10 protein-coding genes are annotated in these 15,798 nt (G+C 48.0%); 3 read left to right on the top strand and 7 right to left on the bottom strand.

The annotated features are described in order from the left end of the window. Nucleotides 1-5: 5 nt before the first annotated feature. The 7 genes from V8Z93_RS00725 to purL all read right to left on the bottom strand — a co-directional run bounded on the left by V8Z93_RS00725 (nt 6) and on the right by purL (nt 11,940). Nucleotides 6-2,447, bottom strand: coding sequence for an alpha-L-arabinofuranosidase C-terminal domain-containing protein (locus tag V8Z93_RS00725; RefSeq protein ID WP_439432076.1), 2,442 nt, complete (start codon nt 2,445-2,447; stop codon nt 6-8). 168 nt (nt 2,448-2,615) lie between these two features. Beyond that, on the bottom strand, nt 2,616-4,076 hold the full coding sequence (locus tag V8Z93_RS00720; RefSeq protein WP_439432075.1) for a sulfatase-like hydrolase/transferase: 1,461 nt from the start codon (nt 4,074-4,076) through the stop codon (nt 2,616-2,618). A 339-nt stretch (nt 4,077-4,415) separates the two neighbouring features. Then, on the bottom strand, nt 4,416-6,176 hold the full coding sequence (locus tag V8Z93_RS00715) for a S41 family peptidase (RefSeq protein ID WP_439432074.1): 1,761 nt from the start codon (nt 6,174-6,176) through the stop codon (nt 4,416-4,418). Between the two features lie 26 nt (nt 6,177-6,202). Further along, nucleotides 6,203-6,913 carry an outer membrane beta-barrel protein gene (locus V8Z93_RS00710; RefSeq protein ID WP_439432073.1) on the bottom strand — a complete coding sequence of 237 codons (711 nt, stop codon included), beginning with the start codon at nt 6,911-6,913 and terminating at the stop codon, nt 6,203-6,205. Between the two features lie 28 nt (nt 6,914-6,941). Continuing rightward, entirely contained in the window at nt 6,942-7,514 is a 573-nt protein-coding gene (locus tag V8Z93_RS00705) for a chromate transporter (protein WP_439432072.1), read from the bottom strand. 88 nt (nt 7,515-7,602) lie between these two features. Next, nucleotides 7,603-8,142 carry a chromate transporter gene (locus tag V8Z93_RS00700; protein WP_203051331.1) on the bottom strand — a complete coding sequence of 180 codons (540 nt, stop codon included), beginning with the start codon at nt 8,140-8,142 and terminating at the stop codon, nt 7,603-7,605. A 72-nt stretch (nt 8,143-8,214) separates the two neighbouring features. Next, complete coding sequence (gene purL, locus V8Z93_RS00695) at nt 8,215-11,940, bottom strand: phosphoribosylformylglycinamidine synthase (RefSeq protein WP_439432071.1); 3,726 nt, start codon at nt 11,938-11,940, stop codon at nt 8,215-8,217. A 354-nt stretch (nt 11,941-12,294) separates the two neighbouring features. On the opposite strand from purL, the gene V8Z93_RS00690 reads away from it, so the two are divergent. The 3 genes from V8Z93_RS00690 to V8Z93_RS00680 all read left to right on the top strand — a co-directional run bounded on the left by V8Z93_RS00690 (nt 12,295) and on the right by V8Z93_RS00680 (nt 15,753). Further along, nucleotides 12,295-13,146 (top strand): OmpA family protein, encoded by an 852-nt coding sequence (locus V8Z93_RS00690; RefSeq protein WP_439432070.1) that lies wholly within the window; start codon nt 12,295-12,297, stop codon nt 13,144-13,146. Nucleotides 13,147-13,309: 163 nt separating this feature from the next. Beyond that, nucleotides 13,310-13,837, top strand: a complete 528-nt coding sequence (locus tag V8Z93_RS00685; protein ID WP_439432069.1) for a hypothetical protein — start codon at nt 13,310-13,312, stop codon at nt 13,835-13,837. A 704-nt stretch (nt 13,838-14,541) separates the two neighbouring features. Next, nucleotides 14,542-15,753, top strand: coding sequence for an NADP-dependent isocitrate dehydrogenase (locus V8Z93_RS00680; protein ID WP_203041812.1), 1,212 nt, complete (start codon nt 14,542-14,544; stop codon nt 15,751-15,753). Nucleotides 15,754-15,798 lie beyond the last annotated feature (45 nt).

Genomic DNA, 15,798 nt, shown 5'->3' with positions numbered 1-15,798 from the left:
GGTGCTTACTTCAATCTGATGATGTTCAGAGAGCTGGCTGGAATCTCTACCGTAGCACCATTCTTCTCTGTAGTTACGTAGTTTTCTACAGGATAGATGTTGGTCGGATTGTCGATGGTGTTCTCCTCCAGACCGTTCTTGGCAGAAAGGCGGATGAGCTTGCCATCCTTGATCTCCTTGCCCTGAAGATTGATCTTCGCTGTGGTGTGCTCGGTGCTGGTGTTGGCAATCTTCAGGATTACCTCGCCCGTCTGCTCATCAAGTGTAGCTGTAGAGAAGATGCCAGGAAGGGTGTTCGCCTTCAGCTTGGTGGCGAATACCTCCTTGCCATCCAACTTGGCATAGATGCTGTCGCCTACCACCTTCAGCTCGATATCGTACCACTTGCCGGTTTCAATCTTGCCTGGGCAGGTAGCAACCTGACTCTTGGCACCATTCACGATAGACTCCACACCGTGCTGGGTGTTGTTCCAGCCACCAAGGTTCAACCAGCAGTAGTTGTTCTTATCCACGTAGTTGAAGATGATGAGGAAACCTTCGTTGCCGGCATCCTTCTTCGCGCGTACCTTATATATATAACCGTTGCTGGTAATCTCGCCTGGGTTCAGACGGATGCAGCTCTCCTCGTTGCTGGTCTGCTTGATGAGGCTGCCCTCAGCCTTCCACTGTCCGCGGATGTCGGTAGGCAACTCCTGCATGGTCATTGGCAGTGCCTTGCCGTTCTCATCGCTGTAGCCCTTGTCCTCGAAAGAAACCTGGGTGCCCCATGTTCCCATGCCCACACGGCAGATGGCTGGCTTCACCTGAGTCTGCTCATACTTGTATGGATTTTCCTGGTTCACCTTCAATACACGGGTACCGATGTTGTTCGCCATCACGTTCTGAACGTAGTAAGATGGAGTTCCGAATACCTTATCAGATGTATATTGAATCATATCTGGTGCCCACATACGGTTGTTGAGGTTGGCGAAGATTGGAGCGTAGGATGCCATGGTCACAATATCAGAATTGTTCTCGATGCCCATCATATAGACAGCCTCACCGAGTGCTGCATCGAGCGAACCCATATTGCCGAAGCCCTGGGTTACGGCATATTCGCCTACATAAATCTCGCTGCCCTTGCGGTCGTAGTTATCATACTTGTTGAAGTTCTCGGCAAACCAGGCTGGGTTTCTGTAGTAGTGCTCGTCGAGCAGTTCTACGCTCTCGTTGCTTTCCCACTTAGGGTTGTCATCGCCCCATGCCACCACGTTGCCGATGAGATGCATCTTAGGATATTTCGCCAATACGGCATCCTTGAATTTCTTGAAGCGATCGTAGTAGTGGTCGCTCTGAGCCGCAGGATCCGGCTGGTTGTTCTCATTACCAATCTCCAGATATTCGATGTTGTATGGTTCCGGATGACCGTTCTTTGCACGCAGCGCACCATATTTAGAGGTAACAGGACCATTGGCATACTCCAGGGCATTCATGCACTCGTCAATCCAAGGCTGGATGCTGTCTACCGGAGTCATACCGCCGTGCCACAAACCTACGTTTACAACATAGAGCGGTTTGGCATTCAGATCCTCGGCAAGCTGCAGATACTCGTCGAAGCCCATACCGTCGCTGGTGCGATAGCGCCAGTTCACGTTCTTATGTCCCGGACGCTCCTCGATAGGACCGATGGTCTTCTCCCAGTGGAATGCATTCTCAGGAGACTCCTGTCCCTCTACGTAGCAACCGCCTGGGAAGCGGACGAACTTAGGATGGATGTTATAGAGAAGCTGAGCCAAATCAGGGCGCAAGCCGTTTTCGCGATTCTTGAAAGTAGGAGGGAAGAGGCTTACCACATCCAGAACGATGGTACCCTTGCCGTCGGCTACGAGTTCAAACTGTGCCTTGGCATCGTTGGCATTGGCTGTGAGTTCTGCTGTATATTTAGTCCACTTCTTGCCCACCTTGGCATTGAGTGCAGTTTCTGCATACACCTTGTCGCCCTTGGCGTTGGTGAGTAGTGCCTTCAATCCGCCCTTGTAGCTACCCTTTGCCCAGAAAGAGAGCTTATAGGTTCTGCCCTGAACGGCGTTGATGCCCCAGAAACCCTCGTTGATGAGAGAGGCTGTGGCAGCAGGCTTTGCCGCAATGGTAAGCTGGAGAGCCTTGCCCTGTGCCTTGTTGAGCAAACCCTTGTTGATGAGTTGTGTCTGGATCTTTGCACCTTCCTGAGCCGCAGTTTTCCAGGTAGGGATGTTCTTGTCGTCATCCTCAAAGGAGCGGTTGCTGATGAGTTCGGCATAGAGTCCGCCGTCTGCAGCATGGTTGATATCCTCGAAGAAGATACCATATAAATTAGGTGAAACCTTGATGCCCGGATTTGAGGTATCTACATGGATGGTTACTTGGGCGTTGGCAGCCAGCGTTGTGGCGAGCACAGCCGAAAGCAAAAACTGTCTTTTCTTATTCATTGTCATTAATTGTTTATTTTCAGGTTTGTTTTTTGATATTGCAAAAGTACACAAATTACACAGAAAAGAGGTGGATAAAATGATTTTTATAGTGTAAAAAGGTGGATTTTCTGCTGAAATCCACCTTTTTAATATCATTTTGTTGTCTTTTGGACGAATGCACAATTGTTACTTGCCATCATCTGGCAAAGGCCAGTTGGGTGATGGCTTGCGGGCAGCTCTCATCTCCTTGTCGAATTCCTCTACCATTTCTGGCAGTTCCTTGGCAAGGTTGTGACTCTCCGTAGGGTCGTTCTTCAGGTTGTAGAGTTCCAGCGGAGAGTTCTTCTTGATGGTTACGCATTTCCAGTCGCCCTTTCTTGCCGCACGCTGCTTGCCTGGAAATTCCCAGTAGAGCAGTCGGTTGTCGGTGTTGATAGGCTTACCGTCCTGATAGGTCTGCTTGCCGTAGAAGAGCGGCAGGATGTTGATGCCGCTGTAGCCTTGAGGCAGTGCCTGCTCTGAACCGGCGAGGGCTGCGAAGGTAGGCATCACATCAGGGAAGTAGATGATGTTGTCGAGCGTCTGCACAGGTACGCGGTTGGGCTGGTTGACGATGAACGGCACGCGGATGCCGCCTTCGTAGAGCTGTGCCTTTCTGCCTCTGAATCCGGCGTTGCAGTTGAACAGCTTCAGTGGGGCTTGCACGGCTGCGCCGTTATCCGAAGCAAAGATGACGAGCGTATTGTCGCGGAGCTTCAGCTTGTCCAGGGTCTTCAGCAGTCTGCCGATGGCTGCATCCATGTGGGTAACGAGCGAGGCATATCGCTTGTCGTTCATATCCCACGCTTCGTCGTCATACCACGAGGTGTTGTCGATGATGTATGGCTCGTGGGGGGCATCGTAGGCAAGATAGAGGAAGAACGGATGATTCCTGTTGCGCTTGATGAAGCTGATGGCATCATCGGTAGAGATGTCGGTGTTGTGCTTCACGTGCTTGTCGTGCTCGTTTGCCTTGATGTGGATGAGCTTGTCGTTGTCGAAGCGGTTGTAGGGATAATAATAAGGTGAGTTCGACTCTACGGTGCTGATGAGCCAACCGTGGAATTCATCGAAGCCACGGTAGATAGGAGATGCCTTCGGGTCGTATCCGTCGAGATGCCACTTGTTGACCAGACAGGTTTTGTAGCCTGCGGCTTTCAGCACGGTGGCGAGGGTGGTATCGGTGGGCAGGATGTTGGCTCTGCGCACGATGGTGGTATCGCCATTCGGATTAATCTTGTAACCGGTCAGTCCGCCGGCTGTGCAGGTGTTGTCGCGGATGGTTGTGTTGCCCGTGTTCTTGCCTGTCATCAGGGCGCAGCGGGAAGGCGAACTGATTCCCGAACCGGCATAGCTCTGCGTGAATCGGGTTCCCGTTTCGGCGAGCTGGTCGATGTTCGGGGTCTTGATACATTGACTGCCATAGCAGGAGAGGTCGCCCAATCCGAGGTCATCGGCTAGGATGAAGACGATGTTGGGGCGGTCGGGGGTAGCCTTCTGGCTGCTGTTTCCGTTGGCTTCTGGGGTAGCTGAGGCTGCGTTGGCAGCCAGTCCCGGGAGGGCGGCAGCCAGACAACTGCTACAATAGATCAGTTTCTTTTTGTTCATGATTGCTTTTTTTTATCTTGTTTTCAAGTTTTATCTTTTTTGTTTATTTTGAGGGTGTGTCAAAAGTCCAAGACACACCCTCTTTTTTGTTGCTTCATCGTTTTTCTTCATCGGATTACGCTGAGTTAACGGAACATTCTTGCTTCACGGATTACGCACGGAATTTAAACGGATTTGGCCTTACGGCCATTGGGCTAGCGCATTCGCATTCCAGCTTTAGGGGGTATCGCCACGACCGCCAGGTCGAGTTTCCGTTTAAAATCCGTGAGTAATCCGAGGAAGGCGGTTAAGGTTCCGTTTATTCCGCGTAATCCGATGAATAATGACACACCCTCATCTTTATCTCAGCACTTCTAATGCTTTCTGGAAAGCCCTGTCGGTGGCTCCGGCGGCATTCTGATAGATTTCCTTGATTTCATTCTCCGTCATCGGGTAGAGGAGATAATCGGGAGTGATGCCCACGCCTTCTAGCAGTCTTCCCTGTGCATCTTTGGTCATGCAGGTAGGCATGTAGAAATACAGATAGCTGGTTACGTTTCCCTTCCAACCGCCGTTGCTTGCCGAGTTATCCATCAGCATGGATTGGGCTCCGCAACTGTTTCTGCCAATGAGCTTCACGTGGTTGCCCTGGCTCTTCAGAATAAGCGAGGTAATCTCCGACATGCTGGCACTGTGGTTATCCAGCAGGATGGCGGTAGGAATCTCCCGCTTCAGACTGCTTCCGGTGACGGCGATTCGCTGCGGAATCCATGGGGTGTAGCTATATGGGTTGTTATCTTCCTTCTTGCGAACGTAGGCATAGACGGCTGGCTGTGTTACCAGAAAGTCGGTCAGCAGTCGGGTATCAGCCACGGCACCACCGCCATTGCTTCTCATATCCAGGATAAGCTTCTTGATATCGCCCTTAGCCAGTGGCTCCAGGAATTTGCTGCGGTAGGTCTCTACCAGTTCATGGCCTGTGGTAAATTTCAGGTCTTCCCAGAAATTGGTGAATTCCCTTTCGTGCCACAGATAATCTGCCAATCGCTGCGCCATCCAGTTGCTGAAGGCTTTTTCCTCAGCCAGAGCCGGATATTGGGAATTCTGGGTAAGATGGTTTTTCAGAATGCTTACCGCCTCGGTGTTATCTGCTGAGGCTGGAAGTAACTGGATGAAAGATGGGGCACTCTGATAAGCTGCATACGAGAGATGATAAAGTCCCTGATAGTTCTTGCCTGCATTGTAAGCCTCCATCTTGGCGATGGCAGCCTTCACCTGGTCTGATGCCAGATACTGGTTGGCTTGTGCTAGGAGCTGGTTGGCTTCTTCCTTCGTCTGGTCTATCAGATTCGCATCGGTCACCAGTTCGCTGGCTTTCGTGGCAATCATCTGTTCGTCGATATGATACTTGTTTTCAGCATTCGTAGGCAGATAATCAGAATGATAGGTATAGACACAGTTTTCCGAGATATAGAAATTGCTGAATCCCAGATAGAAGACACCTGGGGCATCTTTCACGAAACCGCCCATCATGCTGAAGTTGTCGGTCAGGCTTCCGAAGGCTGTGCCGTCATCCTTTAATTGGCTGCGGGTGTAATCCCAGTGGTAAGCCATCGGGAAGATAGGTTCTCTTTCGTAGAGTTTGCTTTCAAACCGAACCGTTTCTGTGGATGAATGGGAAACCGGAAGGGTGATTTTCACGAAGAAATGCTGGTCGATAATCTGATTCATGATTTCCTGGAAATACTGCTTCGCCTTGACATTGTCTGCCAGGATTTCTGCCTGTGTATTTTCTGATGAAGGCTTGAAGGTTTTCAGTGCTTCGAACTTCGGCTTGTACATTTCGTACACCTGTTCCCAGGAGAGGGAAGAGACGCCTGCCTGTTCGTTGAGGTCGCAATAGCGCTGGTTCATCACCCTCCAGAATATCTCAAACAAGTCGCCGTATGAACGGACGTTGGCATCTGTATAATCGGAAATCGACTTAGAGTTGGCGTCGTTATCCGATACACAACTGGTCAGCGACATCGCAAGGGATGCTGCCGACAACAGGAAAACCAGGAAGAATCGGATTCCACCTATTTTATATATAGGACGTTTTTTATATAGAGAGTTTCTCATCTTTGCTACTTTTGAAAATGAAACCTTTATAGTTTATAGGCAATGCCTGCGGTGATGACGCTGGAGTTGCGGCGGGCAGTCTTGCTGGTACGGGCTTTCTCCTCGTAGATATGCGAGAAACCGTATTGGAAGTTATACCCGATGGAGCCATCTATTCTTCCGAAGGAATACCCCACCTTGATACCGGCTTCACCTCCAAAGAGGCTGCGGCGCAGATGGTTCTCGTTCTTCTTGAAATCGTAGGTGGTGTTATACTTGATATAGGTTCCGTCGCCCTTGTATCCTTGCATGATGTTCATCGGATAGATGCCCTTGGTGTGCATGGAGGTGAAGTACTCGTAATATACGCCTACCTGCGGCTTGATCCACAATCCCTTTTCGTGGTAGGGATTATGAATCAGATAATATCCCACATGCAAGGGGATGCTGATGAAATTGTTGTTGTATCGGGTGTTCCAGGAGTCACCGCCCAGATTCTGGTACAGGTAGTCGCGCTGTACGAATCGGATGCCGGTTCCCACAGCCAGGTTGTCAACTGCCAGATATTCTGCCCCTATACCAGCCGCCACTCCCGGTCTCACCTTATAGGTAGTGGTGGACAGGCCCGATACATCCGTATCGAGCACGCTGCAACTGACACCTGCTTCAGCCTCCACCTTCCATCGGTAGGAGGTTTGCTGAGCCTGAATGCCCTGGCAGCAGAAGGCAAGGGCTATGGCAAAAAATATCTTTCTCATAAATAGGGAAGTTTAGAATGAAAAAGCTTTAATATAATAAAACTAGCCCCGCAAATGCCGCATAGAGTATCATGCGGATGGGATTGATCTTCATCACCTTCACGCCGATAAAGGTGGCAAAGAAGAGAGCGATGGAGATGTAGAAATGCCAGGGATTGGCTGGCGTAGAAAAGTTCTCGCCATTCATCAGGAGCAGGGCTGCGGCTCCCACCAAACCGACGATGGCAGGACGAAGACCGATGAAGATGCTCTGAACGGCTGAGGTTTTCATATACTTGTACAGCATTCTGCTGATAAGAATCATCAAAATCAAAGAGGGGAGAATCAGGGCAAAGGTTGCCACGGCACTTCCGAGTATGGCCATCATGCCGCCCATGCCTGCATTGTGCACAGCGGTATAGCCGCAATAGGTAGCAGCGTTGATGCCGATAGGTCCTGGTGTCATCTGCGAGATGGCAACGACATCAGTGAATTCTTTCATCGTCATCCAATGATACTGCGTTACCACCTGTCCCTGAATCAGGGATATCATGGAATAGCCACCTCCGAATCCGAAGATGCCTATCTGAAGGAATACGATGAAAAGCTGAAGAAATATCATATATATAATAATGTGTAAAGTTGATAGGGCATTCCTATATATTAGGCGTAGCCCCTATAAACTATTAACTATAAACTTTTAACTAGTCTTACTCCGTTGGTTGAATGAACTGTCCATAGATGTAGCCTCCCACACCAGCGGCAATAATCACCCAGATGGGGTTGACACCTACCAGCCATATCAGAAGGGCGGAGAGGATAGGAATCCAGCAGTTGACGAGCGAAATCCTGGCGCTCTTGGCAAGCGAGAACGTAGGAACAGCGATCAGTGCCACGACGGCAGGACGGATACCTGCAAAAATGGCAGCCACCACCTTGTTGTCTTCAAACTGATGGAAAAATATGGCTATCGCCAAGATAATAAGAAATGATGGCAACGAAGCGCCGAGGGTGCAGACGATGGCTCCCGGTATCTTTGCCAACTTATATCCGAGCAGGGAACTCATGTTGATGGCCAAGGCTCCCGGACAAACCTGGGTAGTAGCGATGGCATCCAGAAATTCCTCCTTCGTCATCCAATGATGCTTGTCGACGACTTCGGATTCTATAATAGGAATCATGGCATAGCCACCACCAAAGGTGACTATGCCAATCTTCATGAATGTCTTAAATAATGAACTGTACTTCATTATAGTTTATAATTTATAGTTTATAGTTTACAGCAATCTTGCTTTCAACTATAAACTATTAACTTTTAACTATTACTTTACTCTTTCTTCAATCCACTGACGTGCATTGACAAATGCCTCAATCCAAGGAGTTACCTCGTCGTTGCGGCGATCAGCTGGATACCAGGCATTCTGCCATGGGAAGATGGCACGCTCCAAGTGTGGCATCATTGCCAAGTGGCGACCATCTGCAGAGCAGATACCTGCTACGTTATAGTCACTGCCGTTAGGATTACCTGGATACTCAGCGTAGTTGTACTTCGCAATGATGTTGTAGTGATCCTCTGGCTCTGGCAAGTAGAAACGGCCCTCGCCGTGAGCTACCCAGATACCGAGCTTATCACCGCTCAAGCTACCGAACATCACACTGTCGTTCTGAGGAATGGTCAAACCGAGGAATGTACTCTCGAACTTCTTGGATGTGTTGTGGCAGAGGTGTGAACGATGCTTGTGCTCTGGATTGATGAGGTTCAACTCAACCATCAGCTGGCAACCGTTGCAGATACCGAGTGAAAGGGTATCCTCACGGGCATAGAACTTATCGAGTGCCTCCTTAGCCTTAGGATTGTAGAGGAATGCACCAGCCCAACCCTTGGCAGAACCGAGAACGTCGGAGTTAGAGAAACCACCGCAGAATACGATGAAGTTTACATCCTCCAAGGTCTCACGACCGGAAATCAAGTCGGTCATCATCACGTCCTTCACGTCGAAGCCTGCGAGATACATAGAGTATGCCATCTCACGCTCACCATTGGTACCCTTCTCACGGATGATAGCTGCCTTGATGCCAGATGGCTTGCGACGGTTAGCGTCGAGACTGTAGCTAGCGAGAGTTCCCTTGAAGCCATAACCGAAGTTCATCTCGATAGGCTGCTTCTTATAGTTGGTGTAACGCTTCTTAGCCATACCGTTCATGCTCTGCTTGCGGTCGAGGAGGTAAGATGTCTTATACCAGTCGTCACGCAATGCATCGATATCGAACTCGTGCTCGAAGCCTTCCTTCTTGATGATAATCTTGCGGAGCTCAGGAGCTGGATAACCAATCTTGGCATAACCGATACCGTTCTCATCGAAGAATGCCTTCAACTCGTCCTTGTGGGCATCGCTTACCTGGATTACAACACCTGGGTTCTCAGCGAAGAGAGTCTTGATGATGTCGGCATCTGCGATGTCGTGGAGGTTGATCTTCATACCACCCTCTACGTTGGCGAATGTCATCTCGAGGAGAGTTGTAATCAAACCACCGGCACTGATATCGTGACCAGCCATTACCCAACCACGGTTGATGAGCTCCTGTACGGCATTGAAGCAGTCAACGAAGTACTCTGGGTTCTTGACGGTAGGAACATCGCTGCCTACCTTGCCCAGGCTCTGTGCGAAGGCTGAACCACCGAGGCGCTGCTCGTCGAAGCTGAAGTCGATATGATAGAGGCTTGAGTTCTTGTCGTTGACGAGAACAGGACTAACCACCTTCTTGACATCTGAAACCTCACCGCCGGCACTTACGATAACGGTACCTGGAGCGATGATCTTCTCGCCGTTAGGATACTGCTGGGTCAATGAGAGAGAGTCCTTACCTGTTGGTACGTTTACGTGGATGGCGCAGCAGAAGTCTGACAATGCCTTCACACCCTCGTACAGACGGGCATCCTCACCCTTCTGGCTGCGGCAAGGCCACATCCAGTTAGCAGAGAGGCTGATGCTGTCCATGCCATCTGCCAAAGGAGCCCAGATAATATTGGTCAATGACTCTGCTACAGAGAGTACAGAACCTGCCTTAGGATCGGCAAGACCTGCCTGAGGTGCATGACCCATAGCTGTTACGATACCCTTCTCGCCACGGTAGTCGAGTGCTACGACACCACAGTCAGAAAGTGGCAACTGAATCTGACCCTGTCCCTGCTGACGGGCAATCTTACCTGTTACGGAACGGTCCACCTTGTTGGTCAACCAGTCCTTACAAGCCACAGCCTCCATCTGGAGAACACGCTGCAAGTACTCGTCGAGGTTATCTGCAGAATAAGTTACATCTTCATATTTACGCTCTACGGTCTCATCTACCATCACAGTCTTAGGAGTATGACCGAACATCTGAGCTACATCGAGGTCGAATGGCTTCACACCGTCAGCCTGCTTGAAGCTGAAGTGAGCATCGCCAGTAGTCTCACCAACCACGTACATTGGAGCACGCTCACGGTCGGCAATCTTCTGAACCTCGCTGATATACTTCTCGTCGATGAGCAAGCCCATGCGCTCCTGGCTCTCGTTGGCGATGATTTCCTTGGCGCTCAAAGTCTTGTCGCCGATAGGCAACTTAGACATATCGATTTCGCCACCGCACTCTTCTACCAACTCAGAGAGACAGTTCAAGTGACCGGCTGAACCGTGGTCGTGGATGCTGACTACTGGGTTCTCATCGTTCTCTACGAGAGCACGAACCAGGTTGTAGGCACGCTTCTGCATCTCAGGGTTGGCACGCTGGATAGCGTTCAACTCGATACCGTTGCTGTAACGGCCTGTATCTACAGAAGAAACAGAACCACCACCAAGACCGATGCGATAGTTATCACCACCTACTACGACAACCTTGTTGCCCTTCTGTGGCTCACCCTTCTTGTAGTCACGCTTCTTGCCGTAGCCTACACCACCAGCAAGCATGATTACCTTATCGTATGCATACTTCTCACCATTCTCCTCGTGCTCGAATGTAAGCACAGAACCGGTGATGAGAGGCTGACCGAACTTGTTACCGAAGTCTGATGCACCGTTAGAAGCCTTGATCAGAATCTGCTCAGGAGTCTGATAGAGCCACTTACGTACTGGCATGATATCTTCCCAGTCGCGCTCAGCATCGCTCTTGCCGTTGTCATCCTTCAAGCGAGGATAAGCAGTCATGTAGCAGGCAGTACCTGCGATAGGCCATGAACCTACACCACCACCCATACGGTCGCGGATCTCACCACCCGTACCGGTAGCAGCACCGTTGAAAGGCTCTACGGTAGTAGGGAAGTTGTGAGTCTCAGCCTTCAGCGAGATGACACTCTCGATATCCTTCACCTGGAAGAAATCGCTGGTAGTCTGATCGGCTGGAGCAAACTGCTCGATAACAGGACCCTGAGAGAAAGCCACATTATCCTTATAGGCAGAGAGAATCTTGTTAGGGTTCTCCTGAGTGGTCTTCTTGATCATGCTGAAAAGAGAAGACTCCATCTCCTTGCCGTCGATGATAAACTGGCCACCGAAGATCTTGTGGCGGCAGTGCTCTGAGTTGATCTGTGCGAAACCGAAGATTTCGCTGTCGGTGAGAGGGCGTCCGTTCTCTTTCTCCAGCTTGTGGAGATAAGCCATTTCGTCCTCGCTGAGGGCAAGACCCTCTTCCTCGTTGTACTTCTCGAGGTCATCGACGTACTTGATAGGTTCTGGCTGGTGGTTCACGGTGAACACATCCTGTCCGATACCGTTGTACATACGCTGGAGCATAGGGTCATGCTCAGCGTCCTCGCTATCCACAGGGAAGTACTCCTCGATACGCGAAATGCCGTCAAGACTCATGTTCTGAGTTATCTCAACGGCATTCGTACTCCAAGGAGTAATCATTTCACGGCGTGGACCGACATAGAAGCCCTGCAACTGCTGGGCGTCCTCTAAAGTCGCGTCACCATAAAGCCAACAAAGTTCATTGATTTCGTCCTGAGATGGTTTGTGATCAATCTCGGTCGCAATCACACTCTTAGATGGAGTTCTGAAAAAAAGAATCATACTATTTCTCTTTTTATAAGTTTGTTAATGTATTCATTCTACCTCGGTAAAAAGCCCACATGATACATGTTTGGGCTATTCGCCTGCAAAGGTACTATATTTTTCTGACTTTGCCGCAAAGAATACACAATAATTTTCTTTTTTTAGTTAAAAAGGTGATAAATAGTGATTTAGAGGTTAAAATTCTATAAATGGTTTAGACAAATATTGTTTTGTTGAGTCTTATCTGTAACTTTGCACCACGAAAGCGGTGTTTTGAAAGCAAATGAGAGAATTTCGAAAGATTTTCTTTCTGATGCGAAACTGTGAGTTTAAAAATAGAATAGTAACTAGAAATTAAAATAAGAAAGCAATATGAAACAGACTAAGTTTTTAATTATGGCATTGATGGCAAGCACCTTGATGATGTCAAGCTGTGCATTGAAGAAGGATCTTCAGAATTGCCAGAGTGAGAATAAAGAATTGACTCAGAATTACCAGGATACTAAGGAGAAGTTGGCAGCTGCTGAGGCTCGCCTCGCTTCACTTCAGGAGCAGCTTTCTGGTACCAAGAAGGATTATGCCAAGTTGCAGAACTCTCTCGACAAGAGTTTGACCAATGCTAACCAGAACAACATCAGCATTGAGAAGCTCGTTGACCAGATTAACGAGAGCAACCAGTATATCCGCCACTTGGTAGAGGTGAAGAGCAAGAGCGATTCGCTCAATATGGTTCTTACCAACAACCTGACCCGTTCCCTCAGCCGTGAGGAGATGAAGGAGGTAGATGTTCAGGTGTTGAAGGGTGTGGTTTACATCTCTTTGGCTGACAACATGCTCTATCAGAGCGGTAGCTACGAGGTGAACGACCGTGCCAAGGAGACCTTGAGCAAGATTGCCAAGATTATCCAGGACTACAAGGACTACGATGTACTCATCGAGGGTAACACTGATAACGTGCCTGTAAGCACAACTAGTGCCAAGATGAAGAACATCCGTAACAACTGGGACCTCTCTGCTCTCCGTGCAGCTTCTGTTGTTCAGTACTTGCAGGATCACTTCGGCGTGAACCCTAAGCGTTTGACAGCTGGTGGCCGTGGTGAGTACAACCCTGTAACAACCAACAGTACAGAGGTGGGCAAGATGCGTAACCGTCGTACCCAGATCATCATCACTCCTAAGCTCGACCAGTTCATGGACTTGATCGACAAGGCTCCAGAGGAGTAGTACTTTGATTAAGAATTAGGAGGCTAGCGCCTTCTTTCATATAGCATAGGGCACCAATGAGCTTCGGGCTTGTTGGTGTTTTTTCGTATATGTATATAAATAAGCATAAAACGAAAAAATCATATCAGGATATGGATGGGCTATAGCTGGTGGACACTTAATCTTGGATACAGGCGTTGAGTTATACACAGGGAAAAGTATTGGTGAGCATCTAGATGACTATGTTAGAGAACAACATGGTATCAATTCATTAAATATATATAGTTTTATTTTAAATAAAAATATGATTTTAGACTATCTTTTTTTTCAGCTTTACAAAGCATATAAAAAATACAAACACGAAGGAGATCCCTTTGAAAGAAGCAAGGGATGCCTTTTAGTTATTTTACAAATTGTGATAATTCCATTATCACTAAACATTTCAGTCCTGTATGGCGAACCCAACCGTTTAACAAATGTGATTCCATATGCCATAATCAACGCATTGTCATATTGGCAAATTCACAAAAGGTATAACAAGCAAAATGCCAAAAGTATTCTCGGTCGGTACGAATCAATAAATAAAAAGGACATCCCAATGTTCTTCATCTGGATAATAGTTGCCTTATCAGCAGCACTAGGCTTGATATTTACAGTATTATTCGATTATTACGTGATGAGACCATTAGGTCTTGTAGGAATCTTTAAATAATTATTGACTATGACATTTGATTATATTTTTTATAGACTATTCAAAAACCATCGCTTTCACAAATATAAAGTAGAAGATTCAAGAGAACGGTCTTGTTGGATTATAACATTATTGCTGCATATTGTCATTTTACCAATATGCTTTAACTTCACACGTATATTCACTGTTAGAGACAGCTTCTTCCATGTTGTCCCGTATTTTATATGTCTTGCCACAACATACAAGTATATAAACTGGCGTTATTCACAGAGTAAATACAAAGCCATAATACACAAATATGAGAAGAAAGAGCCTCTGCGAATACCTATATTTTTTATTTGGCTATGGCTTATCTTTTCCATACCTCTAGGATTTATCCTTGCTGGTGCCATTTCGCATTTTATTATGCAGCCACTCGGTTTATATGGAATTTTAAATAATTAGGAAGTTATGAAACAGTACTTATTCACAATATTAGCAATACTAGCCATGCCTCTTCAGGCACAAAATAAGTTTAGGATTGGAGATGTTTTACATTCTCAACAGGTTACCTGCAAGTATTGATATGCTGATATTTCGCATAAATATGCAGGATATATGAAGAAAAGGAAGAGAATGAAAGATATTTTCGTCATTTTGCAATTATATTTCTGATTTTTCTTTCTTTTCTTGAATATTTTTATTAATTTTGCAGGCAAAATATTAATTTATATAATAGTATTGTTATGGAAAAGATTAAGATGACAACTCCATTGGTAGAGATGGATGGCGATGAGATGACAAGAATCCTCTGGAAGATGATTAAGGACGAACTGATCCTGCCTTTCGTAGATTTGAAGTCAGAGTACTATGACCTTGGTTTGCCTTACCGCGACCAGACCAACGACCAGGTGACCATCGACTCTGCCGAGGCTGCCAAGAAATATGGTGTGGCTGTGAAGTGTGCTACCATCACCCCAAATGCACAGCGCATGGACGAGTATAAGCTCCACAAGATGTGGAAGAGCCCTAACGGAACTATCCGTAGCATCATGGATGGTACCGTGTTCCGTGCACCTATCACCATCCCTAGCATTCACCCTTGTGTGAAGAACTGGGAGAAGCCTATCACCATCGCCCGTCATGCTTATGGCGACGTATATAAAAGTGTGGAACTCCGTGCCGATGAGCCAGGCACCGCCAAGCTCGTGTTCGAGGGTAAGAGCGGCAAGAAGCAGGAAATCGAAATCCATAGCTTCGATGGCGCTGGCGTTATCCAGGGTATGCACAACACGGATAAGAGTATCCGCAGTTTTGCACACAGCTGCTTCAAGTTTGCCATCGATACCAAGCAGGACCTCTGGTTCGCTACCAAGGATACCATCTCAAAGACCTACGATGCTCAGTTCCGCAAGATCTTCGAGGAAGTATATGAAAGCGACTACAAGGAGAAGTTTGCCGAACTCGGCATTGAGTACTTCTATACATTGATTGATGATGCCGTGGCTCGTGTCATCCGCAGCAAGGGTGGCTTCATCTGGGCTTGCAAGAACTATGACGGTGATGTAATGAGCGATATGCTCAGTACAGCCTTCGGTTCGCTGGCAATGATGACTTCCGTTTTGGTTTCTCCTGATGGCAAGTATGAGTATGAGGCTGCCCATGGCACCGTAACCCGCCACTACTATCGCTACCTGAAGGGTGAGGATACATCCACCAACCCAATGGCTACCATCTTTGCATGGAGCGGTGCGTTGAGAAAGCGTGGTGAACTGGATGGAATCAAGGAACTGCAGGAGTTCGGCGACCAGTTGGAGGCAGCTTGCTTCGATACCCTGAATGATGGTATCGCAACCAAGGACCTCGTCAATCTGATGGAGGGTGTAGAGGCAAAGGCAGTTAATTCAGCCGGCTTTATCGCTGCCATCCGCGAAAGACTCGAAAAGAGATTGGGATAAAATGTTTTAAAGCATAAAAAAGCCTTGTCAGGAGTTCTCGTGAGA

The sequence above is a fragment of the Segatella copri genome, assembly GCF_051861805.1.
Taxonomy (GTDB): domain Bacteria; phylum Bacteroidota; class Bacteroidia; order Bacteroidales; family Bacteroidaceae; genus Prevotella; species Prevotella copri_M.
This window is presented reverse-complemented; position numbering and strand designations above follow the sequence as displayed.